The following is a 26,355-nucleotide window of genomic DNA, read 5'->3' as shown; positions in this document are numbered from 1 at the left end:
CCATGTTCACCCATCTCTTATTGGATCTTGACAACACATTGTATCCGGCCAGCGCAGCAATGGATCGGGGAATAACGACCAGAATGCTGCACTTTACCGCGGAATTGCTCGGCGTATCGTACGAACAGGCGGTAAAGGAACGCGAGCGGAGACTGCCGAATTACGGAACTACGCTCGAATGGCTCAGAAGCGAACACGGACTGACGGACACGGATGCCTATTTTGCAGCGGTACATCCGCCGCAGGAAATTGAAGAACTGACTCCGGATCCGCATTTACGAAGCCTGCTGCAGTCGTTCGCCCTGCCGATGACGGTTCTGACGAACGCACCCGAAATACACGCGCTCCGCGTTCTTGATTTTCTGAACGTAGCGGACCTGTTCACCGGAATATACGACATTCAGTCGAACGGTTTCAAAGGCAAACCGTATCCGCAGGCGTATCTTACGGCGATCGAAGGCGCGGGCTCGACCGTTTCCGAAACGCTTTTTTTCGACGACCACAAAAAGTACACGGACGGCTACGTACACATCGGCGGTACGGCGGTTTTAGTCAAACAGCAGAGCGGAATCGACTCCGCAGTATCACAGGTGCACGCGGATTCTGATGCGAAGACGTACGTGATAAGTTCGGTTTACGACATTCCGGCATTGCTCGCCCGCTTGGCACGCAGCCACTGATGCCGCGGTCCGGAAGGGCTGCGGACAATTTCCTACCTAACCAGCCGTAATCGCATTTTTTTTCTCTTGATTGAGTTTTTTCTTGGTTTCCATACATTTAAAATCGACAAAACTGTCTATCTCATTTTGAACCGATTCAGGCAGCTGAATGATTTTTTCAAACAGCAGCCGGTACGGCGCGTATTTTGCGGGCAAAACGTCTCCGCAGCGAACGGAACCGGAATCTTCACCGGTCACCAGATATTCAACCGTTACGTCAAGCGCTTTCGCAAGCCGGACGCCGATTTCCACATTCGGCAGCACCGCCTGTCTATCCAAATAGGTATCTATTGTCCGTTTACTGATTCCCGTCAGTTGCGAAAGTTCTTTGCGCAATAAACCTTTATATTCAAGTTGATCTCTCAGACGATCTCTAAACATATCTTGTTATACCAACATATCAGTATCTATACTTGACATATACTTAGTTAACAGTATATTATTAGCAATACTTAGATTTCAGTATCTTACACGGTCAACAGGCCGCCTCTTGATACCCAGTTTCGGCGGGATCATCCGGTTTTACAAATAGTCTCGAAACGGAAGTTTCCACGGTGCGCCCTGCAATTCGGCTGTTCCGAAGGAATCGTCCGATGCGGCACGAATTTTCATCGATACGCCGCGCATCATCCCGTACACGCTCCATCAGCCACAGCCGCAACCGTGTAAAAATTCCCCGCCAGGATAATTCAATGTATCAAACGCCGGCTAGGCGCATAGCAAAAAATACACTCATGCTCTATTTCCGCCAAATACTCATCATGTTGGTAAGCCTGTACACGGTGCGCGAGGTGCTGAACGTGCTGGGCGCGGAAGACTACGGAATCTACAACGTTGTGGCCGGAGTGGTAACCATGTTCGGCTTCTTAAGCGGCGCAATGGCGACGGCAAGCCAGCGGTATTTCAGTTTCGAGATGGGGCGTGGGGATATTTCGGAAACAGAGAAAACCGCCGCGCTTATAAAAATTTTCGGCGTTACACTTACGATCTACGCGTTGATTGTACTGATAATCGTATTCCTTGCTGAAACGGCGGGTTTGTGGTTCGTTTGCAACAAGCTTATCATTCCGGCGGAGCGGCTCACTGCAGCAAAATGGATTTATCAATTTGCCGTATTGTCGTTTGTGATTACCATGATGACGACTCCGTATATGGCCGCTATCATTGCGCATGAAAATATGAACGTGTATGCGTACGTAAGTATTGCGGAAGCCGTGTTGAAACTTATCGTCGTGTTCATTCTGCAAGCCCTGCCGTATGATAAATTGATTGTATATGGCGTGCTGCTTTTTGTCGTTACATTCATAACGACACTGCTGTACCGGATATACTGCCGTTATCACTATAGAGAATGTGGTGCAACAGATACTTGTTCTTCCGCATCTTGTACGAGAAGAACAAAAATACGAAATAAAACATTTCATACGGGATTTATGTGGGATAGGCAATTGTATACGGAAATGATCCGTTTTATCGGATGGAATTTTTTCGGCAGTTTTGCATGGATTATAAAGTCACAGGGCATTTCAATTCTTCTGAACACGCAGTTCGGCCCGATTGTGAATGCTTCACGCGGTATTGCTTTACAAGTACGACAAGCTACGCAGGTTTTTTCGCAAAATTTTTCAACGGCAGTAAAACCACAGATTACAAAATTATACGCATCTTTTGACTATCCTATTTTTTTCAGTTTTTTATTCCGAAGCTGTAAGATGACGTTTTTTTTAATGCTCATCGTCGTCATTCCGCTTTATATGAACATGAATCAAGTACTCGCCTTGTGGCTCGGCGTCGTTCCCGAATACGTTGTTCCGTTTTCAAAACTGCTCCTCTTGGAATCACTTGCAGAATCAATTTCGCTCCCGCTTATGACGGCAAATCAAGCAACAGGAAGAATAAAAACATACCAATTAACCCTGAGCATAATTAGCTTTTTTAACTTACCGATTTCATTTGCTGCACTGAAAATGGGGTTTGCCCCGCAAAGTGTTTTTGCAATCGGAGCGATACTGGAGATTCTTATTTCCTTTGCAAGAATGGTATTCCTGATATGTATACAAAAAGGTTCTTTTACGCTTTGCCTCAAAAAACTCACATTACCCTGTGTTGCGGTTACCGCAATATGTTTTACCGCAGGGATATTTTTTCCGTTTCATGCAGAAGATATTAAAAGTCTTATCGTATTTGCAGTATTAGAAATGGTATTTGTTGCATTTACGGTATTTATAGTCGGCTTGGATACATATGAAAAAAAGCTGTTTATTGAAAGTATAAAAAATAAATGTATGAAAAAGCACTAACCGCTGCAACGGCAAATTAAACATTCCTATTGATTTTTAAGGATAATAAATATGAAACTATCGAATCTGCGTACGAAAACCAGAGAAAACAAGGCTTATCTCGTATGCGATACCGAATGTACGTTTTCAAAGGCGAAAGAAATATGGTTTTCAGTTCCTATAGAATATGAAAGAATGCTTACCGATACGAATTACGATGCCTTTCTCATTGCTGCACTGTATCCTGCAATGTATTACAACGAACCGATTATAATAGACGGTCTCGTTTCCCAAAAATTGTACCGCAATGTGATTTGCCATGTTCAGGCCATTATAACGGATTTTGCTACGACGCTTAAAAATGAAGATAAAAATTCTTTTCATAAAATCGATATAACAGTAAAGGGATTTATCAATCATATGGAAAAAGGAACTTTAGTAGGAGCTCCTTTTTCCGCCGGTATAGATTCGTTTACGACGATCATAGATCATCTTGAAAAAGAACCTAATGAGGAATACAGGATAAATACATTCTTCTTTTTCAACGTGGGAAGTCATGGTGGAAAAAGAACGAAAGAAGTTCAAACCAGATTTGAAAACCGATTCAAATACCTTTCAACTTATCCACACCAGAAAGAAATTCCGTTTATTTTGATGGATTCGAATTTATTTGATTTCTATAAACCACACTGGGAGTATGATGCCGGAGATCTTCTGCGCGGAGCAGGAGCACTTGTCTTTGAAAAAGTAATGAGACTTTATTATGCCCCGTCAGCCAATACGTACAAGGCAATGCTTGAAACGGGAAGATTGGAAGCGAATCTTGATGAATATTCTTCGCCGTATCTTTATCCGCTGCTCAGTACTGCGGGAACATACGGAGGAGAATGGGGCGGACTTGAGATAATTTCTGATGGACATCAGTACACACGTACGCAAAAAACCTCAAAAGTCGCCGATTATGCACCTGCCCGTACAATTCTGAACGTATGCGTTCAAACGTCAGAAAAAACACAAACAGCTGAAAATTGTTCTATCTGCTCCAAATGTTTACGGACGTTACTGACTCTTGAAAGTCTCGGCAAACTGAACGATTTTTCCACTGTGTTCGATATCAGGCTTTATAAGAAATACGCCTTCGCATACAAATGTGAACAACGGCTTTTATACCGAACGAGTGTGTTCGCTAAAGAAAACGTTGACCTTGCGTTACAGAACGGAAATCCTATTCCGCCGTATTTCATAGCAGTAATCGTAAAACTTCCGTATTTGCTGAAACGGACGGCAATACGCGGTGTTCGGTTTCTGCTCGGAAGCCGATATTCAAATATAAAAAAAAGGGTGTTGGGTAAATGAAAATCCTTATTCTCGGCGGAACCGGCGCAATGGGAAAACATCTGGTGAATTTGCTTGATAGAGACGGGGTGGAAACAGTTGTTACTTCAAGAAAAAAACGTAACTCGCAAGGCCATATCCGTTATATACAAGGCGATGCCCGTGATAGACGTTTTTTGGAAAACTTGCTGCAAGAGCAATATGATTGCATTGTAGATTTTATGATATATACTACGCAAGAATTTTTATATCGTTATAAAAAACTGCTGAGTAATACGAAACAGTATGTATTTTTGAGTTCTTCAAGAGTTTATGCTAATTCTGATTCACCCATTACCGAAGATTCACCGCGTCTTTTGGATATTTCTACCGACGCGGCTTTTCTTGCAACGGATGAATATGCACTCGCCAAGGCCCGACAGGAAGACATACTGCGTAATTCGGGTACAACAAACTGGACCATTATTCGTCCGTATATCACCTATTCGGAGATACGGCTGCAGCTCGGTGTACTTGAAAAAGAAGAATGGTTATATAGGGCTTTACACGGCAGAACGATCGTTTTTTCTGAAAATATTGCAAAAAAAACAACCACGCTGACACACGGCTATGATGTCGCAAGAGGGCTATATACACTGATCGGTAATGAATTCGCTTATAGCCGCATATTTCAAATAACGGGAAATCAGTCAGTGTCATGGAATGACGTTCTGAATATATATGTAGGTGTATTAAAAAAAGAATTGGGATATACGCCGAAAGTACTGTTGTGCAGTATGACTGATTTTATGAAATGTCATTTTGCCGAATATCAGATAAAATACGACAGAATGTTTGACAGAGTTTTTGACAATTCCCGTATAAAGCAGTTTATTGACGTTGAATCATTCAAAAATACAGAAAAGGGCTTATCCGATTGTCTAACGGAATTTCTGAAAGATACTCCGTTTTTTTATTTGAATGGGCGAACGGAAGCGTATAAAGACAGATTAACACATGAATATACACCGTTAAAAGAAATAAGAAGTATTAAACAAAAAATCAAATATATTTTATTCAGATTTTTACTTAAATAAATGAAATCGAGGCCTGTTATGGAACACTCCTATACGGATGAAAAAAATGTACAAATACTTATTGCCTTATTGAAAGCTCACAACATAAAAAAGATAATTGCATCTCCCGGTACCACGAATATGGCGTTCGTAGGCAGCGTCCAGCAAGATTCGTTTTTTGAGATATATTCCTGCGTAGATGAACGTTCAGCGGCTTATATGGCGTGTGGTTTAGCCTATGAATCGGAACAACCTGTCATTTTAAGTTGTACGGGAGCAACTGCTTCACGCAATTATCTGCCGGGTCTGACTGAAGCATTTTACAGAAAACTACCTATTTTGGCGATTACCTCAACGCAGGATATATCGAAAATAGGGCATCACATTGCACAAGTAATCGACAGAAGCTCACCGCCGACTGATTCCGTCCGGTTAACCGTGACGCTTCCGATTGTTAAAGATGAAAATGATTTTTGGGACTGCGAAATAAAAATAAATAAAGCACTTCTTGAATTGAATCACAGAGGCGGCGGACCGGTTCACATCAATCTGCCGACGGAATACAGCAAGGTCTATAATATAAAAACGTTGCCGTCGGTTAGAGTTATTCGACGGATTACGGATACGCAAGATTTTCCAGAATTACCGAAAGGTCGCATAGCGATATTCGTCGGTTCTCACGCTCCTATGTCTCAAAAACTTACCGCAGAAATCGATTCTTTCTGTAAATCCCATAATGCAGTCGTATTTTGCGATCATACCAGCGGCTACAACGGAAAGTATAGAATTTTGTATGATCTGGTAGCCTGCCAGGATCAGGTTATGGGCCGTAACCGTGCCGATGTACTCATACATATAGGCGAAATATCCGGAGCATACAGCCAATTTATAAAAACGGAACAGGTATGGAGAATCAGCGAAGATGGTGAAATCCGCGATTATTTAAAAAAACTTCGATATATATTTGAAATACCGGAAAGTATTTTTTTTATACGATATGCAACCGATAATACGGAGGTCGCCCATGAATATTTTGATTTTTGCAAAAGCACGCTTACTTCCCTGTATGAAAAAATACCGGACTTGCCTTTTTCAAATATATGGATAGCGTCCAAAATTTCCCCGCTGCTACCTCCCGACTCATGTGCATATTTAAGCATATATAATACTTTACGAGCATGGAATTTTTTTACGGTACCGGATTCCGTTTCCACATTTTCCAACGTGGGAGGGTTCGGAATAGACGGAGGTGTTTCTTCTTTAATTGGAGCTTCCTTGGTAAATAAAAATAAAATTTACTTCTGTATAACAGGAGATTTAGCGTTTTTTTATGACATGAACGTACTCGGTATTCGGCATATAGGAAATAACGTCCGTATTTTGCTCGTTAATAACGGTATCGGTACCGAATTTAAAAATTATAATCATCCGGCAGCAAAGTTCGGTACAGACGGAGATGCCTTTATGGCGGCGGCCGGGCATTTCGGCAACAAATCAAAGTATTTAGTAAAACATTATTCAGAAGATTTGGGGTTCAAATATATTTCGGCAAGTTCCAAAGCGGAATTTGAAAATACATACGAACAGTTTATTACAACAGATTCAGTAAGTCAGCCAATCTTATTTGAAGTTTTTACTTCTGCAGAAGATGAAAGCTGCGCTTTAGAATCGATTATGCATATGGAAGACAGTTTCGGCGGAAAGGCAAAACGATTGGCAAAGAACATACTTGGTGACAGCGGAATGAATCTGATAAAAAACACGTTAAAAAAATAATATGAAAATCGGAATAATGACTTTTTGGTGGTCACAGAATAATTACGGACAAATTCTGCAATGCTATGCGTTGCAAAGATATTTGAGGGATCAAGGACACGATGCGTATTTGATTCGGTATAGATATGAAAAAGACGTGTCAAAATCGCTTCCAATAAAACTTCTGAAAGTGTGTAATCCGGTATTATTATATACCTATCTGAAAAATAAAAAAACGTTTTATACGATTGCCACAGAACAAAAAATCCACGATCGTAAATTTAACGAATTTAGAGCAAATCACATAAAACAGTCCGCCCTGCTCTATGAATCTTACGCCGAACTGAAAGCCAATCCACCGGACGCCGACTGCTACATTGTGGGTAGCGATCAAGTGTGGAGCTGCGTACTTTCTCCAATAAAAAGTTATAAAAATATTGCCAACGCATATTTTCTGAATTTCGGGTCTGATAAAATAAAAAGAATCGCATATGCAGCGAGCTGGGGAACGGATACCATTTCAAAAGAATATATAAAATTAATAGAACCGTTAATTAAGCGATTTAACGTTGTTTCAGTTCGGGAAGAAAAAGGTATCTCACTTTGTACAAAATGCGGCTATGAAGGCGCCGTATGCTGTCCGGATCCGACATTTTTAATAAATCCACAAATATATTTTAATGAAATTGCTCAAACTACAGAAAATAAAACAGGAAAATATATCGTCTTGTATATGTTAAACAATACTAACACATTCAACCTGAATGAAGTTTTCATTTGGGCAGCACAAAAAAAGTTGGAAGTCAAATTTATTACAGGCAACGGGTTGGTTGATAATCGTCAAAAAACATTTGCTACTATCCCTGAGTGGCTTTCACTAATAAAAAATGCTGAATATGTCATCACCAATAGTTTTCATTGCGCTCTATTTTCGATCTTGGCCGATACGTCGTTCGCTGTCATACCGCTGAGTGGTCGCTACAAAAGCTTGAATTGCAGAATGGATTCTTTATTTACATTATGCGAAATGGAAAATAGGTTCATTCACAATTACAATTTTGATTTGCTTGAAAGAAAATACAGCTGTGACATAAAAAAAATACAGTGGCAAGCACGCAGTTTTATAAACGAATTTTTAAATGATCGTGATTAAATTTATTTATCATATATTCAGAAATATATTTGATACTTTTTTAGCCTGCATCATTTCTTTCCAAAAGGGAACAGGGCCTAATGATTTATATGCAAATTGTTCGGAATTATTCATTACACATACGTTTGGCGGCGGGACGAGAACCTTTGAAAATAACTATTTAAAAAATACGAAAAATATTTTTATAATGAGAAACGTTCGCGGATTCAAAACGAAATATATCACTGTAAATAAATATGGAGAAAAGAAACATTATGTTTTCAACGTTAAAAAGCTAGATTATTTGTTTCAAAATTTACGCCCCTCAAAAATAACGGTGAGTTCTATCATTCCGTATACAAATTGTAAAAGGATGCTTGAAAGTATTATTGAATATAAAAATAAGACAAACGCCTCTGTCTGCTATATGATACACGACTTTCACTGCATCTGTCCGAATTTTACGCTTCTAGCGAAAGATTTCTCTTGTAATTTGGACTGCAGTACCCATAAATGCAAAATTAATGCAGATATAATCGAATGGAGATTAATTTGGAAAAATTTTTTTTCTGAAATAGATGAAATTCGAGTTTTCAGTGAAAGCTCAAAAGACATGATTTTGCAGGCATATCCCGATTTGCATACCGACAAATTCAATATACAACCGCACGACCTATCCTATTGTCATTTCAAGCCTTATAAAATAAGAACGGAAGAACCCGCCAGAATTGCCATAGTCGGCAGCTGCAATACGGTGGCAAAAGGAAATAAAATAGTCAATGATTTAGTGACTTATTACGATAAAAAAGAAATCGTTTTATTCGGCAAGATACCTTTAAATGGTAAAGCCCGCAGAAATAAAGTTGTACTAAATTTCGGCCCCTATAAAAACGATGAGTTACCGTATTTGATGGAAAAATACAATATCAATACAGTTATATTCCCCTCTGTCTGCGCAGAAACCTTTTCCTATACCGTTTCCGAATTAATTATGTTTGGCATCAATATAATCTGTTTCGATATCGGAGCGCAGGCTGAAAAAGTCCGTAATTATGAGCAAGGTTTCATTGCCCCAGAAATATCGGCAAATGCAGTAATTACCATACTGGAAAACATAGTCTGAAAATGCAGTATTACAGTTTTTCTTATTCAATCCCATATATGCTTTTTTTTCTTATTTCTTTTTCGTTTTGTATAAATAATACGAACTCCGGAAATCAATTAACCGTAAAAGCTCATAGGATGTTCTCTCTTTATGCGTTATTTTTCATTTTTATTTTTTTTATAGGCTTTAGAGGATATATTTATACCGATTGGAATGTTTACGGCAAAGTTTTTGAAGAAACTCCTTCTTTTTTTTCAATACGGGAAAAAAGAGACAACTTCTTAAAAAAACATGACAGTTGGAATATCGGTTATTTATATTTCACCATATTTTGTAAAACGATTTCTTCCAATTATTTCGTATTTCAAGCTATATCGTTTATAATCGATTTTATAATTCTATATTATTTTTTCAAATATTATTTTATTGACATCAAATTAATTTTTATGTCTTTCGTTTTTTTCTTTTTATTTGGCGGAGTATTAGGGTTTGGCCTTGAAGTCAATTTAATGCGTAACGCAAAAGCAATGATGTGTTTTCTGGTTTCAATAAGGTATATAGAAAAGAAAAAAATTCAGTTTTTTTTATTTTTAAACTTATTGGGCTTTACGTTCCATACGATAGCACTCTTATTTTTACCTTTTTATTTCATTCTTAACAAAAGTTTTCCCCGTAGGTTGATTTTATTATTATTTATTATAGGTAACGGGATTTATTTGCTGCATATACAATGGTTAAAAGAATTTTTACAGTTTTTCAACGAATCGATCCATACCCCCTTTTATAGTTTAATAGAAGTATATTTAAGAATGAAAAAATATTCCGGAGAATGGGGACTCTCCGTTGGCTATATTGAAAGGACATTTTCCTTCTTGGCAGTCTTTCTGTTTGAAAAAAGATTACTGGAGCATAATAAAAAAAATAAGATTATTATTAATTCTTTTTATATATTTATTTTCATTTACTTGTACTGTTCGGAAATATCGATCATATTAAATCGAGTCGGATTGTTGTTTTCTTTTGGATATTGGATTCTATTTCCCCAAATTTATTTTTTAACATCGGGCAAACGTAAAAAATACTTTCTACTCATATTTTTAATATACGGACTTTTAAAATGCAGTACATGTAATTCCTTATTTTTTCATTACGAAAATGCTTTGCTGCCACATAAAACATACGAACAACGATATCCGTTGATGAAAAATTTTTCTAACTATTTGGATGATCAATTATGAAAAAAACAAAACTTATCGCAATTTATTTTCCGCAATTTCATCAAACCCCAGAAAATGATGAATGGTGGGGAAAAGGCTTTTCAGATTGGAATCTTGTAAAAAATGCTGCACCTTTATTTCCGGGACATTATCAACCTCGCGTTCCTATCGATGGATATTACGACCCGCGAGAAGTTGCGGTATTAAAACGGCAAGCTTTGCTCGCCCAAAAATACGGTATTGACGGGTTTATGTTTTACCATTATTGGTTTGACGGCAAATTGATGCTTGAAAAACCGATGGAAATGCTCCTCGCATATAAGGAAATAAATATCCCTTTTTTCATCTCTTGGGCAAACGAGAGCTGGACAAGGAAATGGTTGGGACATAATGAAATTCTCCTCGAACAAAAGCATTCAGTTGATAGAAATTTATGGAAAAAACATTTTGAGTATTTAGTCCCATTTTTTAAAGACGAACGTTACGTAAAAATAGATAATAAACCGGTTCTGTCAATATATAATCCGGAACTGATAAAAAAAACAAAGGAAATGTTCCATTTATGGAATGAACTTGCAATAGAAAACGGATTTGAAGGCATTCATTTTATGGCAATAAAAAACTTTGATTTTCCGAATCCTTCTTTTCTGGAAAACTACGATTCCTTACTGAAATTCCAACCGAGAGAAGCAAATACTTCAAACAAAAATCCCAATCGGCAAAAGATACACAGCATAAAATTTCTCCGTTTACTTCCGGAAAAACTACGATTATTTATTGGTGATATAAAAAGAACACATTCAAAATATGTGATACTTTCATCCAATAAAATTTGGGATTATTTATTGAAAAACGCATGTGTAAATGATTATCCCATGTTTCCGAATTTAAAAATATTTGAAAGTGCTTTTTGGGGCTGGGACAATACCCCCAGATACAGAAATCGGGCAACAATTTTTTCAGAACTTACCCGTTTTGAAAAACGGAAATATTTTTCGGACCTGTATAAGAAAGTTTCAAATTCAGATTCTGAATTTATCTTTTTTAATGCATGGAACGAATGGTCGGAAGGCGCCTATTTGGAACCGGATGATAAATATGGTTTTGAAAATTTAGAAATAATCTATGAAGTTTTAAACTCCAACTAAACAATACACGATGCATTTTACAATTCTTCAATCTGTTTACAAAAAAGATTCTCCTGATTTTCTTGAAGAATGCTTCACTAGTATTGCAACAAACACGTTGTTACCCGAATGTATTATTCTCGTTAAAGACGGACCTCTTACAGACGAACTTGAATCTGTTATTTTTGCTTGGCAACAAAAACTTCCCCTATATGTCGTCGGATATTCAGAAAATCACGGGTTGGCATACGCGCTCAATTACGGACTTCAGTTTTGTAAGACAGAACTTATCGCCAGAATGGACAGCGACGATATCTGTTACCCCGACAGATTTGAAAAACAGGTTTTATTTTTTGAGATGCATAAAGATACCGTAATACTCGGATCAGGTATTGAAGAATTCTATCTGGACGGGAAAGGTAGAGAATATAGGAAAATACGCCTATATCCAAAAAGAACAGAACGAAAATCGAAAACATTGTACAGGGGAACTCCGATCGCACATCCCTCCGTTATGATGAAAACCGAACTTCTGAAGAAATATAAATATAATATTGATACAAAATGTAATGAAGATATCGATTTATGGCTGCGAATACTTGGCGATGGATATATTATCAAGACATTACAGGAACCGCTCGTTCACTTTAGAATAACTGATGCAACATTTCATCGACGATCCGCATCAAAAGCATTTACGGAATTTGTAATTTGTTCAAAATATCTCAATACGGTGAACGGTATTAATAAATCAAGCATACTCCCCGTTCTCAAATTGTTGACACGTTTTCTTCCCAATAAACTGAATAAAAAACTATATCTTTCTAAAAAACGGGAAAACTTATTTTTGGAGAAATATATGAATTTAAAAGTCCTCAGCAGTTATGTCTTTATGAAAAACGGGCATCTATTTGAAGCATTGCTGGAGTTTGAAGAAAACGATACATTACTGATAAAAGCAAAACAACTCGATACGGATATAAATAATATTATTGAAATACCTGCTTCCGAAGTGATTTTGTATAAAACTAATGAAAACTCGGATATTGCATTACACGTTTAACTTGCACACCGCTTACATAAACAGAAAGTGCAAGACCTCTGTCGTTTCAGTCAACACTATATGAGTAAAGGCTATTGAAAATGGCAATCTATTCTTACAACAACCAAACCGGCAACACGCTTATCTCTTTTGGCAAGCGAGTTCCTGCACGGTTTCCAACGGTAATTCCGTTGCGGCGGCAATCTGCTCCGGCGTAAGCACTCCCATAGAAAGGAGATTGCCGGCCGTGGCGTAGATTCCTTCCGCTTTGCCTTTCTCCATGCCGCGTATTTCGCCCTTAGCAATACCGCTCGATTCGCCTGCTGCAAAACCGAGGGATTCGCCCTCGGCGAAGCCTTCCTTACGGATGCGTTTGATTTCTATTTCGTACTTCATGAACGCCCCCTTGGCGGCACCGTCGGTTTTCAGCTTGAACACCCGTTCTGCAAAGCTCTTCGCCGTCTCCGTGTCCGTTCCGCCTTCCGCTATATAGTGTAACATGGCCGCCGTTTCCGAATCAAGCTCGTTTTCATACGCCGCCGCATTATAGACGACGGCAAACCGTTCGTCCCGAACGTCGAGCGCAGTGTGCTCGTCGCAGACGGTCCTGAGCGTGTAGCGCGGCAGACCCTCGCCGAACGGATCCTTCGTGCAGATGAACAGGACGTACAGCTTTTTCAGGTCGTCGTAATCGGCGCCCCTCTGTGCGGTGCCGATGTCGATGGAACTTTGGTAATAGCGGATCCGCTTGAACAGGTTCGGCTCGGAGGTCGTCTGCATCTCGACGTTGACGATCTCGTTCGTGGTTTCGAGCAGCACGTCGAGGCGGACGCTTTTGGAGCCGGGGGCGGCGGCGAGGGTTTCCTGCGTATTGACGTAGGTGATTTCCTTTGCGTCCAGCTTGAGCAGGGTGCGCAGAAGGAGGCGGCACAGTTCGGTGTCGTGAAGCATCGAGTAGGCGAAGAAGAAGTCGTTGGTGATGGTAACGTCTTCCCAGCGGGGAAAATCTGCGTTCATGGTCTCTCCTGTATATGACGCTCCGGGCGGAATTTACGATAATCGGCGCCGCGTTGGCCAAAGTCGGCGGCTCGGCTCAGCGAATAATCCGCGAGTTCTGGCAACCGGCCGCGTTGGCCGAAGACGCCGGCCGCGGCTTAGCGACTGGCCGAGGCTCAGCAAATAGCTGCGGCTTAGCGACTAATCCGCGAGCTGTGGCAACCGGCCGCGTTGGCCAAAAGCGCCGGTTGCTGGTGGTGCGGACTGCGTCTCAGCGTATACGACGCGCCGTATACAATGCGCTGCCGCGCTGCTCAATCGGCATATATATTATGGGAGAAAATAGAGCGAATTTGCTGCATCGAGCAAGTTTTTTTGAAAAAATTAGCCGTATACGGCGCCGCAGGAAGCGTCGATTCACTGGAAATTATGGAAAATCTTTCATCTTTTGAACAGGCAATCCTTGCCATTCTGTCCGACTCTTGCGAAAATAAAAACGCAGTATTGGCAGCCGGTACCGCGTTAGCAGCCGGCCATGCGTCCGGCATAAAATCTGCGGCATCAGCAGCTGGTACGCCATTAGCCGCTACCATCGCCTCTGCGATTTCCGTACCTGTCTCGGTACCGCATAATCGCGCACTTTGCAAAACAGGTCGTCCCTTACCGCATAATCGCGCACTTTGCAAAACCGAGCGGCGCTCAGCATATGATTCTGCCGTATCACGTGATTCCGCATTTTGCACGCCTCCTGCAGAACGAAAAATCGCACGGCTGTATCTGAACGCCGTCGCAGGCGCAGTCGCCCCGGATTCCCCGTTTACCGTCTATTATCCGGCATCGAATCAGGCCGAACTGATCGTACGGCAAACCGAAATAAATCCGTCGCTCTGGTCTGAACGGACCGCGTTCGCCCGTGCGTGCGCCCCCGTCGTTCAGCGTCTGGAACGAACCGTCGCATTTCTGTCTTATCTGACGGAGAACGGATACGCGGACGCCCTCCCACGGGAAAAAAACGACTTACCCCCCGCACCGAACGGCATCGGTTCGCAATGGCGCTGTTACCGCAGCCTGTCCAAAGAACTCATCTGCGATCTTTGCTTTTTTCGCCAATCTATCATTTCACTTAAAGGCGATCCGGCGGATATTTTCATTGATCCGGCGCACTGCCGGTAAAATCCGTGAGTCCCGGCCGCGAGGCACGCAGCTGCCGAAGCCGCCGGGGATCCCGTTCCGCGTCGTACGCATGGCGCCCCGGAGTTCCGGATTCTATGCGCCGAATTTCAGACTCGATTTGAAAAGACACCATTTTCTTGAACACGCGCAGCAGCGGTTCCGGATCCGTCTCAGGCGCGGCAATTCCGGCCGACTGCAATTCCCTTATCAGATAATAGCACGACTCGATCGTTGAAACGCATCCGTCCGCCGGCTGCTTCTTGAACTCGAATTGGGATCGATACGAGCCGGAAAACGACAGCCGGGGAAACGTAAGCAAGTTCGGCGACAGTCGAAGCATCTTTTTCGCACAGAACCACGTGGCGTCTATAACCAATACCACCAATTTTTTTCGGCCGGAAGCGAATTGCGCCCCTACACCGCAGCGCCGCAATTCGGCAGCAAACCCCGCGTCGCCTGCACGCCAGGCATCCGGACCCGGATACAGCACGACCGGATAAAACGAGGGATCCGCCAGCAAACCGGCAAGACGCGCGTTTCGGGTAAAATCGATTCCGACGATGATTTCCGAATCGATCAGGGATAACGACGCAAGCCGCCCCGTTCCGGTTCGCTGCCGGTACGCTTCTTTCGGATGCATCAAAAAAACGAATTTAAACCCCGGGTCGAACGGAACGATGTCGCCGCAGTAACAATGCGATACCGGGCGAAAGCATTTCAGACATTTTTCAGCCACGCGCTACCCCCTCAACGACAGTACGTATACGAGCGGTATGAGCACCGCAAGAAAAATCAGATTATACACCGTAAATTGCAGCAGATACCTCCCCGAACCGTGCGCGCGTGCGTCTTCCGTTTCCGCCGCGGCGGCGCTGTATAACTTATAGGAAATAACGCTTGCCAAAGACGCGATCAGCGTTCCCAATCCGCCGACGTTCACGCCGAGCAGCAATTCCCGTCCGTAATCGGTAAATCCTGAAAGCAGCAAAGCCGCGGGAACGTTGCTGATAACCTGACTTGCGGCGATTCCTCCCATATACACGGCGAACCGGCTGTCGAGCGCCGACTGCAACGCCGCCGAAATATCCGGCAGCAGCGAAATGTTCTCGGTAAACAGAAAAAACGCCGCGAACGTCAGCAGCAAACCGTAATCGACGCGGGCAAACAAACGGAAATTGCAGACGGCGACGACCGCCGCACTCAGTGCCATACACACCGGATAGTCGACGACCCGGAACACGGCGAGCAAAATCACCGCCAGCGCCACGGTATACGCCGCCGGCTCCATACGGTAAAACGAATATAAAAATAAATTTTGGGGATTTCCCATCGGCGTAACGCAGGATCCCAAATTCGCCGCGAGCGTTTCCAGTATTACCAGCGGAACCGGATCAATCCCGGAACGGCGGCACACCGCTAACGACACGGGAACGAACGTCAGCAAGGCGACGTCGTTCGTTACGAACAGGGAAGACGCGAATATCAACGCTACGAACGCCGCGTACACGGAACGGACGCCGGCGCAGCGCTTTAAAAGAAAATCGGCCGCCGCATCCAAGACGGACAGCGACCGGAACGCCTGAATGATCAGCATCAGACAAAACAACAGCGCGAGCACTCGCCGGTCGATCGCGGCGTTCACCGCTGCCAACGAAGGGCGTACGACACACGTTGAAACCGCCGCCAGCACCACGGCTGCGCATAAAACGGCTTCCCGTTTGACAAACTGTGCGGCCCACGCCGCTGCATTTTTACTTTTCATATAACACTCGATACCGCCGATGAAAAATCACGGCGAACATTCCTATCCTCAATTCCCGATTTTACGCAGTCTCGCAATTTCGCCGACCTTCGTCAATCCCGCCGATTTTCATCAGTTCTGCCGACCTTCATCAATTCCGCCGATTTTCACCCGTAACCGCCGCTCACGCATCTTCAACCGCATAAATGCAGACGGAAACGGATTTTCCGCGGATATGCTCGAAACCGATTTCACGCAAACCGTACCGCTCCGGCTCGCGCAGTTCCGCCACCACGTTTTGCGACAGCAGAATATCCGTTTCATATTTTTTCGTCAGCTGCTCCATGCGGCTCGCCGTATTGACCGTATCGGAAATGACCGTCGAGTCCATCCGCTGATTTTCTCCGATCGTTCCGAGCATCAGCTGTCCGGTGTGAATACCGATTCCGATCCGCACCGGTTCACCGCCGCCGGCCTGCGTATCGCTGTGCGTCTGCGCATCGTTATACAAGCGGAGCTGCCGGCGCATTTTAAGCGCCGCCGCCAGCGCGTCGTCGGCGGAAGTAGGAAACAGCGCCATAAAGCCGTCGCCCAAATATTTATCGATAAATCCGCCGTTTTCCCGAACGACGGGGCCGAACTGCGCCAGAAATTCATTAATAAAACGGAACGTTTCGCCCGGCGTCATGTTTTCGGACCGCGCCGTAAAACTCCGTATATCAAGAAAAAGCACCGTCATACGGCGCTCGGTGTAATCGCCGTACTGAATGTCGGCGATACTTTTTTTATCCAGAAACGCGAGCATTTCGTGCGGAATGAACCGATCGAGCGCACGGTTCAGTTCGGTAAGTTCATCCGCGTACGATTCCACCATTACGAACAGCCGCGAAAACCGGCGCGCCAAAAAGAACGACTGCGCGAATCCGAAAAAAAGCATTCCTTCCGATGTCATATATACGGATTCTATAACGCCGTTTGAAAACAGCACGTCGTTCACTGCGGCGGCGGCAAGCACGATCAATCCGCTGAAAATGATGAACGCCCCTTCCCGCTTACGGATCATAGCGCGTATCAGAATTACCACAACCGCAATACAGCCTGCGACGACGACGTACTCGAACCAGGGCAAAAACCGATGATGTATCATCGGCGGTGTAAAAATTTCGAGTGCAACCCACACTGCGCTTATCGACGCGACGATCTTTACCGGCACGAGCGGCATTTCCTGCGGATATACGGCTCTGAAAAAAAAGAAAAACAGCGGCAGACACAAATGTATGGACAAATGTTCGGCGGCAAACAGGAACCGCCAGACTCCGTACGTTTCAGGCAGCAAAGAAGCAAGCATCCGCTCCCCCATCAGAAGCGCGCGCAGCGTCATGAAAATGCAGATCAGCGCAAAAAGCAGCAAACTGACGTCTTTTTTACGCAAAAAATACAGGCACAAATGGTACAAGCCCATGCACAACATGGCGCCGCAAATCAGCGAGGTCTCAACGCGGCGGCCGGACTGGAGCGAAGCCAGCGTCCGTTCCGTACCGAAAGACACCTTGTCCCAGGTACCGGTGTACGGCGTGCTGAAATTGGCAACCTGCATGACCAGAATCAGTTCCGTATCGGCGTCGGACGGCGGAATAACGAACGGCAGCCGTTTCCGGCCTTTCGCGGGAACGTACTCCGCAGGATCAAACGACGGCGTTCCGATGCGCTGCGAAGCGAGCACCGTTCCTTCGGGCGTAACGACGGTCAAAGAACACGAACTGTTTGCGTCTGCAAACTGAACCGCCCATTCGCGCGTCCGGCCGGTAAGGGACAGCGGAATCACCAGGCGAAGCGCCAGCGTTCCGCCCTTAGACAGCGCGTCCGCCCGGCCGCTCACGCCGGTATCGGCCCATCTTCCCGGAACGTTCATAAACGGCCCCGCATAATCCGCCATCCGAAGCGGAACGACCTGCGGATCAAGCAATTCGTCTTTCCAGAAAAACCATTTTCCGCGCAGCTCCTGATATTGTTCGACCTCGTTCAAAAACGAAACGCGCAGTTCGCCGTTCCGAATCACCGTACCGCCATAAATTGATCGCCCGTATCCCGACAGGATAATCAAAAAAAGAGAAACTGCAACTACACCGGCAATTTTCCGGAACAGAGACACTGCATTCATCATTTTACCGCTTTGTCATAGTATAGCACGGGCGCCGCGGAAAAGTAAACGTACTTTTTTGATACCATTTGCATTTCTCACGTGTTTTACATATATTATGGAGTGAAAATACATGAAAACGCTTGCAAAATACGTCGTATTTTGCAAATAAAAAAAGGATTCATATGATTATAGTTCTCGTCATCGATCAGTACGATGCATTAAATAACGGTACGACCGCGTCGGCGCGCCGTTTTGTGGAAAATCTGCGGAAATGCGGACACACCGTCCGGATTTTGACTTCGGGAGAACCGGGACCCGACAAATATATTCTGCCTCAGATGAACATACCGATCGTTTCCTTGCTCGCTCGCAAACAGGGAATCATTTTTTCAAAAGCCGTTCCGTCCGTCATACGCGAAGCGCTCACCGGAGCGGACGTCGTACATTTCTATCTGCCGTTTCCGCTTGCCCGTGCAGCCGAAAAAATTGCGCGGAAAATGCGCGTTCCCTGTCTTGCCGCGTTCCACGTACAGGCGGAAAACATCACCTACAACATCGGATTGGGCAACAACCAGCGCGCGGCGCGCTTTTTTTACCGATTTTTGTACAATTATTTTTATAAACGCTTTACCGATATTCACTGTCCGACGCAGTTTATCGCGGACGAATTAAAAGCGAACGGGTATCCGGCGCGGCTGCACGTTATCAGCAACGGTGTCGACGGCGTGTTCGTTCCGCAGGAACCGATTCCGCACGACACGATCAACTTGCTGATGATCGGCAGACTTTCCCCCGAAAAACGGCAGGATATCGTGATACGGGCCGTCCGCAAATCGAAATACGCGGATAAAATCAGACTGCATTTTGCCGGACAAGGGCCGATGCTCGACACGTACGTCAAAATGTCCAAAGACATGCCGCATCCGCCGAGTTTCAATTTTTACACGACGAACGAACTGCTGCAGCTGATACGGTCGATGGATTTATACGTGCACGCTTCCGACGTGGAAATCGAAGCGATCGCCTGCATGGAAGCGTTCAGTTGCGCGCTGGTTCCGGTTATCGCCGACGCGCCCAAAAGCGCCACCGTACAATTCGCACTCGATGAAAAATCGCTGTTCAAAGCCGGTGATCCGCAAAGTCTTGCCGAGCGAATCGATTACTGGATCGAACACCCTGAAGAACGCAAAACGCTCGGCGAACGGTACGCCGCCGCCGGCGAACAGTACCGCGTTTCCGTTTCCGTTAAAAAAATGGAAGCCGTATACGGCTTGCTCACAGAACGGACGAAGGAGCCGGCCGATGAAAAATGACATCTGTTTTCGGCGGAAAATGCCGGTAGCGACGCTTTGGCTGCTGCTGGGAGCGGCGTTTGCGGCGAAGGCAACCACCGCGATTGAAGCGAACGCCGCGGTGGCAGTTAACACCGGGGAACCCGCCGCCGCGCAAATCGGCGTATCAGCGCAAACCGGCGTATCAGCGCAAACCGGCGTATCAGCGCAAACCGGCGTATCAGCGCAAACCGGCGTATCAGCGCAAACCGGCGTATCAGCGCAAACCGGCGTATCAGCGCAAACCGGCGTATCAGCGCAAACCGGCGCCCCCTATCCGGTACAGTTCAGCGTAAGAGGACAGACCGCTCCGGCGGTGATCGATACCGAAAAAAGATCCGTTTTCGTTTCGGTTCCGTATCTGAGCGCAGACGGCTCCGTGTATCCGCTGGCGGCCGCACCGGTCGAAGCGTTCGCACTGTCTGCGGACGCCGCCCACACGCTTCCGCCGGTCGTCGATCTGCGAAAACCGACGTTTTTTACGATAACGACGCCGGCAGGAGAAAGCGTCGAATGGTACGTATCCGGCGGCTACCAGCTCCCGGACAGCGACTTTTCAAACTGGCATACGGAGCGGGTTTCCGGCTTCATTACGATCGGAACAACCGAATGCACCGAAATGACGGGAACCGCGGGACAGTCCGTCTGGGACAACGGAAATCCGGCGTACGCGGCGTCCGGCAGTAAAAATTGGCCGACGAAGCGTATTGAACTTGCGGACGGAACGTACGCGGCGGAACTGACGACCCGCAGCATACTCGGCATTATTGCAAGCGGCAATCTGTTTACCGGCCGGGTCGAACGGGATTTGAGCCTTTCACAATTACTCGGATTTACCGATAAGGACGGAAAAGCGCTCATCGATTGGGGCGTTCCGTTTGAAGCGCGCCCCAAAGGTTTTCGCGTAAAATTCAAATACGACGGAAAGGGCGATTCCTGCACGATTATGGCCACGCTCGAAAACCGGAGCACGGGAACCAGACGCTTTGTCGGAACGGCCTGGTATACGGGCAAAACGGACGGAGACACCGCGTCGGAAGGAATCGTTTCATTGTCTGAGCCGGATGGAAACGGACTGCGTACGCTTGAAACGGCGTTCATTTACGGAGAGCCGCCGCAAAACGCCGATCCGCTGCCGGAAGGAGCGGTACAAGGAAACGCAGCCGAGGATATAACGCACGTGAACGTCGTTTTTGCTTCAAGCGCCCGAGGGGATTATTTTAAGGGCGTAAAAGGCGCCCGGCTTATCGTAAAAGATTTTGAATTCTTCTATTAATATAGCAGAGAAGCTGCCTGAAAACGTGAGCTTCCGGGCAGCTTCAAAATTAGGAGAAAACTTTCGCATATAATCAATAGACTGTGAAGGATGTCTGCCGGTATCCGAGCACTTACGCGAGGCACCCGCCTCGCGTAAGCATTAACTATACAAGAAAGGTTTATACGGGATTAGAAATCAACCGTGATTCCAACGGGAACGGAGAACGTCGTGCGGCTGTTACCGTCAGCAACGTCTTTGTTCATATTGTACGTAATAACCGCACCGGCATAGCAGCCGATTCCGTTGCCCAAGTTGAAGTTGACTTTCGGCTCAACTATGAGAGAACCGGTCGTTTCAGCAGGACCGGCAAGTCCCAGGCCGCCCCACGACGCATCGCCGTAGTTCATGTAGTGGTTGATGCGCAGAGAGGGAGTAACAACGTCGTTCAGTGCGTAAGAAGCTTTTACCGCCACGCGGTTACCGAATCCGCCGACACCGTCGCTGCCGTCCGCTTTTTTGGCAACGTAATCGGCGTTGCGCAGAACGACACCGTCGTACAAGCTGACGCTGAACGCACCCGCCGTATAGGTAACGAACGCTTCAATACGGTTCTGAGCGAAAGAATTCATATTAGCGGTATCGTTGAGGATCGCCGCATAACCGACCAACGCGGTCAGGTTGGGTACGCCGGTAAAATTGAACGCGGCACCGATAACCTGCGCTTTACCCTGTCCGCTTATACCTGCACGGTTTTCAAACATCACGGACGCAGCACCGATTCCTTCGATATCGTATTTGGCGGCTGCACCGAACGTATTGAACGGTTTTTCAGCATCAGTAAGATCGGAATCGACACCGGCAACCAGCGTCAGGTTTTTAACTGCCGTAATTTCAGCATACAGTTTGGGGGATCCGGTTTCAAACAGCGCGGCTGCAAAAATCGGATGCCAGTTGATGCTTTCGGCAAACACTTCGTACGGAGCGGTCATCATGCCCAGTTTTACGCCGCCGAACGGTTTTACGTATACGGCCCAGCGGTCAAGATGCAGCGCGTTATTTGCAGTAACACCATCCCACGTGGCAGAACGTTCCATAACGCGGAAGCGGAGGAATCCGCCGCCCTTTTCCGCATCATAGGAAGTCATCAACTGACCCAAATAATCATCACCGGAAACGATTCCGAATCCATCGCTATTTCCATCAGCAGACTTTGTCCACAGATTTGCTTTGGCTTCCATTGAAACCCCAACATCGCCTGCGAAAATCACGCTGACGGCCAGCAGCAGAACGGCAATACCTGCTACAACTCTTTTCATTTCATTCCTCCTACGGATTTTTATTACGTTCGGCTCCACCCGGAGAAAAACGTATGTAGAACTGCTAAACCGAATTTGTTTGTTCATTGTTCGTACAAACAGAATACTAACACCAGATTTTTCATATGTCAACAAAAATCTAATATAAAAATGACAAAAAAAGAGATAAACCGGTTTTATTTCAGCATTTTTAAAATGAGTTTTTTACAAAAAAATCATTTTTCAGAATATTATCTATAAATGGTGCGTTTTCATACTGCCGGAAGACCCGATCGCATCGGAATCGGAGAAAAAACGCTTTTTTGCAAACTTTTACTTGACAGTACAAAAAAAGCAATGCTACAATCTAGTTTGTACGCACAATGAACAAACATAATCATATGCGTTTCGTTTACTCATACTTTCTAAGGAGGATTACATGAGTATTAAAAAGTTTACAGCTATATTGCTTGCTGTAAGTGTTCTGGTCTGTACCGTGTCTGCGGGAGGAACCAAAGATGGATCTGCCAACGGTAAGATCGTTCTGAAAGTTCTGGACTATGCGGATTCAACGGCGCCGAACGCGTTCGACGACAACACCTACGTATGGGAAGCGTTTGAAAAAGCGAATCCCGACATCATCATTCAGCGCGAAGTGCTGTTCAACGAACCCTTCCATCAGAAATCGGCGGCATACGCCGCTTCAGGCAACATGCCCGACGTATTCTACATGTGGCCGGGCGGACGCTCCACGGCGATCCACACGCAGCATCTTGCAAAAGATCTGAAACCGCTGCTTGAAAAAGACGGTCTGCTTGCCGATTATTCGACTGCGGCTATGGACCCCGCCGGACAGATCGCGAACTACATCGCGGAAATTCCGTTCGGTATCACCACGACGCACGTTATGTACGTAAACACCGATATTCTCAAGGAATGCGGTCTTTCAATCCCCAAAACGTATGAAGAATTGAAAGCACAGGTTCCCGTTCTGAAAGCGAAAGGATACGAAACCATCCTGATGGCAAACATGGACGACTGGGTCATGCAGTCCTGCCTGTTCTCGCTGGTAGCAGGACGCTTCGGCGGTCCCGCCTGGGCAGACAACATCGTCGCAGGTAAATCGAAGTTCACCGACGAGTTCATGCAGAAAGCAGTCGGATTCGTCAAACAGATGTACGACGACAACGTTCTGAACAAGTCGACGCTGGCTACTTCTTACGGCGACGTAGTCGGTCTGTTCGCATCCGGAAAAGGCGCGTACATGATCGACGGCGACTGGAGAGCAGGTGCGTTCATCACCGATCAGTCGACCGGTCAGGCGCTGATCAGCCCCGCCAAACAGAAAAGTTCCATCGAAATGGTTACGTTCCCCGCAATTCCGGGTGAAGTCGTTGCCGGATCGAACTCTTCGACGCTCGGTGTCGGATACGGTATGAGCGCCGCGATTCCCGCCGGTTCCGCAAAAGAACAGGCGGCCTGGAAACTTATCAAATGGCTTTCCGGTCCCGTCGTGCAGCAGCGCCGTTTGGATACCGGTGCGTCTTTCCCGTCACTGGCGAAAGGCATCGTATTCGACGAAGCCAAAATGGAACCGCTCATGATCAAACGTGTTCAGTTCTACCAGAACGCAGGTGCGGTTACTCCGGTTTTCGATTCCAAATTTGAAGGCGACGTAAACGTGGCGTGTAACGTAGGTCTGCAGCAGCTCGGTTTGGGCAAAAAATCGGCTGCGGACGTTTGCAAAGACATGCAGAAAGCATGGGAAGCATTTAAAAAATAAAAAATAAGCAACAGACACAGGGTTGTCCGGGCTTGTCCAGAAAGGTATACTGACGGGACAGGACGGCCAGCCCTGTTTTTTCATGCCAGACAGTCACCATGGAGGATACTGTGAAAAATCTATCATCAAAAAAAGAACTGTATTTTTCGTACTGGACACTGGTTTTGCCCGCATTGCTTTTTTATTTTGCGGTCATGGCCTTTCCGACGGTTTTTTCAGTTTTTTTAAGTTTGACTGATTATAAGGGAGGTTCTCTCTTTTCAAAAGATGCGCTGAAATTTATCGGTCTCAAAAACTACGTAAAAGTTTTTAACGATTCATTATTTTATCTTTCGCTGAAAAACAACTTGTACATCGTACTCGTTTCGGTATTCGGCCAGCTGCCGCTCGGTTTTGCACTCGCCTACATTTTGAGCCGGGGCTTGGTAAAGGGTACGGACTTCTTTCAGACGATGATTTACCTGCCGTGCGTTATTTCGACCGTCGTTATCGGTATCTTGTGGCAGACGTTCTTTTCCGCACACGGCGCGTTTCAGGAAATCATGAAGCTGCTTAATCCTTCTTTTGAATGGAGCATGAACAGTCAGCCGATCATTCCGGTTTTATTCGTTATGCTCTGGATGTATACAGGAACATATCTGATCCTGTTCCTTGCCAATCTTCAAAAAATAGATCCGGCAATCATTGAAGCGTCAAAAATAGACGGAGCGTCTGAATTCCAGACGCTGCGGTACGTTATATTCCCCGCCCTTTCCGGCGTGTTCGTAACTTCTGCAATTTTGGCTATCTCGGGTTCGCTGAAATCATTCGACTTGATATACGTCATGACCGGCGGCGGCCCTGCAAAACAGACGAACGTTCTGTCTCTATACATGTTCGACAAGGCATTTAAAGGCGCCCCCGATTACCCGATGGCGAACGCGATTTCCACGGTAATGGTTATCATTTCGTTCATCCTGATTTTCATCGTGCAGCGGGTAGAAAAAACATTCGGCGGCAAGGAGGAATAATATGGCGGACGTCCGTACATCAATAGGCGCAGGACAGAAAACTGCAAAATTCATAACGTATCTGGTCATGCTGTTTTTTACCGTAATGGCGATATATCCGCTCGTCTGGCTTGCCATTTCGTCCTTTAAAACGACGCAGGAATTCCAGCTTACCAGCAAGCTCGCACTGCCGCAGCAATGGTGGTGGCGCAACTATCCGGACGCATGGGTTCGGGGTAACTTCGGTATGTTGTTTTTGAACAGCTTGCTCTATACGACCGTATCAACGGTTGCAATCGTCATTTTTTCATTTATGGCGGGATTCGCGTTCGCAAAGATTCCGAATAAAGCGACGAAACCCCTTCACGGCAGCTTTATCATCGGAATTCTGCTCACGCTCCAGTGTATCATGGTACCGATTTTCCTGATGGTCAGCATGGTCGGCCTGTACGATACGCGCATAAGCGTACTGGTTTGCTACATCGGTGTCGGAATGCCGATGGGGATTTATCTTGCGACGGATTATATTAAAAGCATACCGATGTCGCTTATCGAATCTGCCCGCATCGACGGTGCCACGTACATGACGATTTTTGCGAAAATCATCATCCAGATGGCGATGCCGGTAGGCGTAACGCTCGCCATTTTATCCAGTACCGGAACTTGGAACGAATTTATGCTGATCAACATGCTTGCTTCGAGCGAGTCGATCAAATCGCTTCCGGTCGGTATCCAGAAATTTTCGGGTGCGCTCGCTTCCGACTACGGTAAGCAGTTTGCCGCGCTCGTCATCGGCCTGGTTCCGATGCTCGTATTCTATCTGACATTCAGAAAACAAATCACCAAAGGTGTTGCGGCCGGAGCGGTAAAAGGCTAAACG

At 45.4% G+C, this 26,355-nt stretch carries 22 protein-coding genes; 16 read left to right on the top strand and 6 right to left on the bottom strand.

The window, feature by feature from the left end; translation table 11 throughout:
• The first annotated feature begins 2 nt into the window (after nucleotides 1-2).
• Nucleotides 3-680, top strand: a complete 678-nt coding sequence (locus tag TREBR_RS02250; protein WP_013757611.1) for an HAD-IA family hydrolase — start codon at nucleotides 3-5, stop codon at nucleotides 678-680.
• 36 nt (nucleotides 681-716) lie between these two features.
• Here TREBR_RS02250 and TREBR_RS02245 read toward each other — a convergent pair whose 3' ends face one another.
• On the bottom strand, nucleotides 717-1,100 hold the full coding sequence (locus TREBR_RS02245) for a helix-turn-helix domain-containing protein (RefSeq protein WP_013757610.1): 384 nt from the start codon (nucleotides 1,098-1,100) through the stop codon (nucleotides 717-719).
• A gap of 212 nt (nucleotides 1,101-1,312) precedes the next feature.
• On the opposite strand from TREBR_RS02245, the gene TREBR_RS02240 reads away from it, so the two are divergent.
• From TREBR_RS02240 to TREBR_RS02200, 9 genes are read left to right on the top strand one after another with little or no spacing between them, the layout of a single operon-like run.
• A complete protein-coding gene (locus TREBR_RS02240) occupies nucleotides 1,313-3,019 on the top strand; it encodes an oligosaccharide flippase family protein (protein ID WP_083816425.1) in 1,707 nt (568 codons plus the stop codon).
• 51 nt (nucleotides 3,020-3,070) lie between these two features.
• A complete protein-coding gene (locus tag TREBR_RS02235) occupies nucleotides 3,071-4,354 on the top strand; it encodes a hypothetical protein (RefSeq protein ID WP_013757608.1) in 1,284 nt (427 codons plus the stop codon).
• A complete protein-coding gene (locus TREBR_RS02230) occupies nucleotides 4,351-5,409 on the top strand; it encodes an NAD-dependent epimerase/dehydratase family protein (RefSeq protein WP_013757607.1) in 1,059 nt (352 codons plus the stop codon). Before TREBR_RS02235 ends, TREBR_RS02230 begins: the two co-directional genes overlap by 4 nt.
• An 18-nt stretch (nucleotides 5,410-5,427) precedes the next feature.
• Nucleotides 5,428-7,164 carry a thiamine pyrophosphate-binding protein gene (locus TREBR_RS02225; protein ID WP_013757606.1) on the top strand — a complete coding sequence of 579 codons (1,737 nt, stop codon included), beginning with the start codon at nucleotides 5,428-5,430 and terminating at the stop codon, nucleotides 7,162-7,164.
• A gap of 1 nt (nucleotide 7,165) precedes the next feature.
• Nucleotides 7,166-8,296, top strand: a complete 1,131-nt coding sequence (locus TREBR_RS02220; protein WP_013757605.1) for a polysaccharide pyruvyl transferase family protein — start codon at nucleotides 7,166-7,168, stop codon at nucleotides 8,294-8,296.
• A complete protein-coding gene (locus TREBR_RS02215; RefSeq protein WP_013757604.1) occupies nucleotides 8,283-9,398 on the top strand; it encodes a glycosyltransferase family protein in 1,116 nt (371 codons plus the stop codon). The genes TREBR_RS02220 and TREBR_RS02215 overlap by 14 nt, the downstream gene beginning before the upstream one ends.
• Before the next feature lie 2 nt (nucleotides 9,399-9,400).
• Nucleotides 9,401-10,618 carry an EpsG family protein gene (locus TREBR_RS02210; RefSeq protein WP_083816424.1) on the top strand — a complete coding sequence of 406 codons (1,218 nt, stop codon included), beginning with the start codon at nucleotides 9,401-9,403 and terminating at the stop codon, nucleotides 10,616-10,618.
• A complete protein-coding gene (locus TREBR_RS02205) occupies nucleotides 10,615-11,745 on the top strand; it encodes a glycosyltransferase WbsX family protein (protein ID WP_013757602.1) in 1,131 nt (376 codons plus the stop codon). Before TREBR_RS02210 ends, TREBR_RS02205 begins: the two co-directional genes overlap by 4 nt.
• Nucleotides 11,746-11,755: 10 nt before the next feature.
• On the top strand, nucleotides 11,756-12,787 hold the full coding sequence (locus TREBR_RS02200; protein ID WP_013757601.1) for a glycosyltransferase: 1,032 nt from the start codon (nucleotides 11,756-11,758) through the stop codon (nucleotides 12,785-12,787).
• A 120-nt stretch (nucleotides 12,788-12,907) separates the two neighbouring features.
• On the opposite strand, the gene TREBR_RS13450 is transcribed toward TREBR_RS02200, so the two are convergent.
• Nucleotides 12,908-13,783: an Rpn family recombination-promoting nuclease/putative transposase gene (locus TREBR_RS13450; RefSeq protein WP_013757600.1), complete on the bottom strand. Its 876-nt coding sequence runs from the start codon at nucleotides 13,781-13,783 to the stop codon at nucleotides 12,908-12,910.
• Nucleotides 13,784-14,137: 354 nt separating this feature from the next.
• Here TREBR_RS13450 and TREBR_RS02190 point away from each other — a divergent pair, with 354 nt between their 5' ends.
• Complete coding sequence (locus TREBR_RS02190) at nucleotides 14,138-14,935, top strand: hypothetical protein (protein WP_156786588.1); 798 nt, start codon at nucleotides 14,138-14,140, stop codon at nucleotides 14,933-14,935.
• Here TREBR_RS02190 and TREBR_RS02185 read toward each other — a convergent pair.
• The 3 genes from TREBR_RS02185 to TREBR_RS02175 all read right to left on the bottom strand — a co-directional run bounded on the left by TREBR_RS02185 (nucleotide 14,910) and on the right by TREBR_RS02175 (nucleotide 18,840).
• A complete protein-coding gene (locus TREBR_RS02185) occupies nucleotides 14,910-15,671 on the bottom strand; it encodes a tRNA-uridine aminocarboxypropyltransferase (RefSeq protein ID WP_013757598.1) in 762 nt (253 codons plus the stop codon). The genes TREBR_RS02190 and TREBR_RS02185 overlap by 26 nt on opposite strands.
• Before the next feature lie 3 nt (nucleotides 15,672-15,674).
• The gene (locus TREBR_RS02180) at nucleotides 15,675-16,697 is read right to left on the bottom strand and encodes an SLC13 family permease (protein WP_013757597.1); all 1,023 of its coding nucleotides are present in this window, start codon (nucleotides 16,695-16,697) and stop codon (nucleotides 15,675-15,677) included.
• Nucleotides 16,698-16,860: 163 nt separating this feature from the next.
• Entirely contained in the window at nucleotides 16,861-18,840 is a 1,980-nt protein-coding gene (locus tag TREBR_RS02175) for an adenylate/guanylate cyclase domain-containing protein (RefSeq protein WP_013757596.1), read from the bottom strand.
• A 161-nt stretch (nucleotides 18,841-19,001) separates the two neighbouring features.
• On the opposite strand from TREBR_RS02175, the gene TREBR_RS02170 reads away from it, so the two are divergent.
• Together TREBR_RS02170 and TREBR_RS02165 are read left to right on the top strand one after the other, a co-directional pair.
• A complete protein-coding gene (locus TREBR_RS02170) occupies nucleotides 19,002-20,132 on the top strand; it encodes a glycosyltransferase (protein ID WP_013757595.1) in 1,131 nt (376 codons plus the stop codon).
• Entirely contained in the window at nucleotides 20,122-21,426 is a 1,305-nt protein-coding gene (locus TREBR_RS02165; RefSeq protein ID WP_013757594.1) for a PCMD domain-containing protein, read from the top strand. Before TREBR_RS02170 ends, TREBR_RS02165 begins: the two co-directional genes overlap by 11 nt.
• A gap of 170 nt (nucleotides 21,427-21,596) precedes the next feature.
• Here the strand turns inward: TREBR_RS02165 and TREBR_RS02160 are convergent, their stop codons facing one another.
• A complete protein-coding gene (locus TREBR_RS02160; protein WP_013757593.1) occupies nucleotides 21,597-22,724 on the bottom strand; it encodes a hypothetical protein in 1,128 nt (375 codons plus the stop codon).
• A 418-nt stretch (nucleotides 22,725-23,142) separates the two neighbouring features.
• Between TREBR_RS02160 and TREBR_RS02155 the strand changes: the two genes are divergently transcribed.
• The 3 genes from TREBR_RS02155 (at nucleotide 23,143) to TREBR_RS02145 (ending at nucleotide 26,352) form a co-directional block, all read left to right on the top strand.
• On the top strand, nucleotides 23,143-24,486 hold the full coding sequence (locus TREBR_RS02155; RefSeq protein ID WP_013757592.1) for an ABC transporter substrate-binding protein: 1,344 nt from the start codon (nucleotides 23,143-23,145) through the stop codon (nucleotides 24,484-24,486).
• Between the two features lie 110 nt (nucleotides 24,487-24,596).
• A complete protein-coding gene (locus tag TREBR_RS02150) occupies nucleotides 24,597-25,496 on the top strand; it encodes a carbohydrate ABC transporter permease (RefSeq protein WP_013757591.1) in 900 nt (299 codons plus the stop codon).
• Nucleotide 25,497: 1 nt separating this feature from the next.
• Complete coding sequence (locus tag TREBR_RS02145; protein WP_013757590.1) at nucleotides 25,498-26,352, top strand: carbohydrate ABC transporter permease; 855 nt, start codon at nucleotides 25,498-25,500, stop codon at nucleotides 26,350-26,352.
• Nucleotides 26,353-26,355 lie beyond the last annotated feature (3 nt).

The sequence above is a fragment of the Treponema brennaborense DSM 12168 genome, assembly GCF_000212415.1.
In the GTDB taxonomy this organism is placed as follows: domain Bacteria; phylum Spirochaetota; class Spirochaetia; order Treponematales; family Treponemataceae; genus Treponema_F; species Treponema_F brennaborense.
This window is presented reverse-complemented; position numbering and strand designations above follow the sequence as displayed.

What these genes read in the sequence shown, in the direction of transcription:
- TREBR_RS02250 (WP_013757611.1), top strand. Translation starts at nt 3, where the DNA reads ATGTTCACCCATCTCTTATTGGATCTTGACAACACATTGTATCCGGCC.
- TREBR_RS02245 (WP_013757610.1), bottom strand. Translation starts at nt 1,100, where the DNA reads ATGTTTAGAGATCGTCTGAGAGATCAACTTGAATATAAAGGTTTATTG.
- TREBR_RS02240 (WP_083816425.1), top strand. Translation starts at nt 1,313, where the DNA reads ATGCGGCACGAATTTTCATCGATACGCCGCGCATCATCCCGTACACGC.
- TREBR_RS02235 (WP_013757608.1), top strand. Translation starts at nt 3,071, where the DNA reads ATGAAACTATCGAATCTGCGTACGAAAACCAGAGAAAACAAGGCTTAT.
- TREBR_RS02230 (WP_013757607.1), top strand. Translation starts at nt 4,351, where the DNA reads ATGAAAATCCTTATTCTCGGCGGAACCGGCGCAATGGGAAAACATCTG.
- TREBR_RS02225 (WP_013757606.1), top strand. Translation starts at nt 5,428, where the DNA reads ATGGAACACTCCTATACGGATGAAAAAAATGTACAAATACTTATTGCC.
- TREBR_RS02220 (WP_013757605.1), top strand. Translation starts at nt 7,166, where the DNA reads ATGAAAATCGGAATAATGACTTTTTGGTGGTCACAGAATAATTACGGA.
- TREBR_RS02215 (WP_013757604.1), top strand. Translation starts at nt 8,283, where the DNA reads ATGATCGTGATTAAATTTATTTATCATATATTCAGAAATATATTTGAT.
- TREBR_RS02210 (WP_083816424.1), top strand. Translation starts at nt 9,401, where the DNA reads ATGCAGTATTACAGTTTTTCTTATTCAATCCCATATATGCTTTTTTTT.
- TREBR_RS02205 (WP_013757602.1), top strand. Translation starts at nt 10,615, where the DNA reads ATGAAAAAAACAAAACTTATCGCAATTTATTTTCCGCAATTTCATCAA.
- TREBR_RS02200 (WP_013757601.1), top strand. Translation starts at nt 11,756, where the DNA reads ATGCATTTTACAATTCTTCAATCTGTTTACAAAAAAGATTCTCCTGAT.
- TREBR_RS13450 (WP_013757600.1), bottom strand. Translation starts at nt 13,783, where the DNA reads ATGAACGCAGATTTTCCCCGCTGGGAAGACGTTACCATCACCAACGAC.
- TREBR_RS02180 (WP_013757597.1), bottom strand. Translation starts at nt 16,697, where the DNA reads ATGAAAAGTAAAAATGCAGCGGCGTGGGCCGCACAGTTTGTCAAACGG.
- TREBR_RS02175 (WP_013757596.1), bottom strand. Translation starts at nt 18,840, where the DNA reads ATGATGAATGCAGTGTCTCTGTTCCGGAAAATTGCCGGTGTAGTTGCA.
- TREBR_RS02170 (WP_013757595.1), top strand. Translation starts at nt 19,002, where the DNA reads ATGATTATAGTTCTCGTCATCGATCAGTACGATGCATTAAATAACGGT.
- TREBR_RS02165 (WP_013757594.1), top strand. Translation starts at nt 20,122, where the DNA reads ATGAAAAATGACATCTGTTTTCGGCGGAAAATGCCGGTAGCGACGCTT.
- TREBR_RS02160 (WP_013757593.1), bottom strand. Translation starts at nt 22,724, where the DNA reads ATGAAAAGAGTTGTAGCAGGTATTGCCGTTCTGCTGCTGGCCGTCAGC.
- TREBR_RS02155 (WP_013757592.1), top strand. Translation starts at nt 23,143, where the DNA reads ATGAGTATTAAAAAGTTTACAGCTATATTGCTTGCTGTAAGTGTTCTG.
- TREBR_RS02145 (WP_013757590.1), top strand. Translation starts at nt 25,498, where the DNA reads ATGGCGGACGTCCGTACATCAATAGGCGCAGGACAGAAAACTGCAAAA.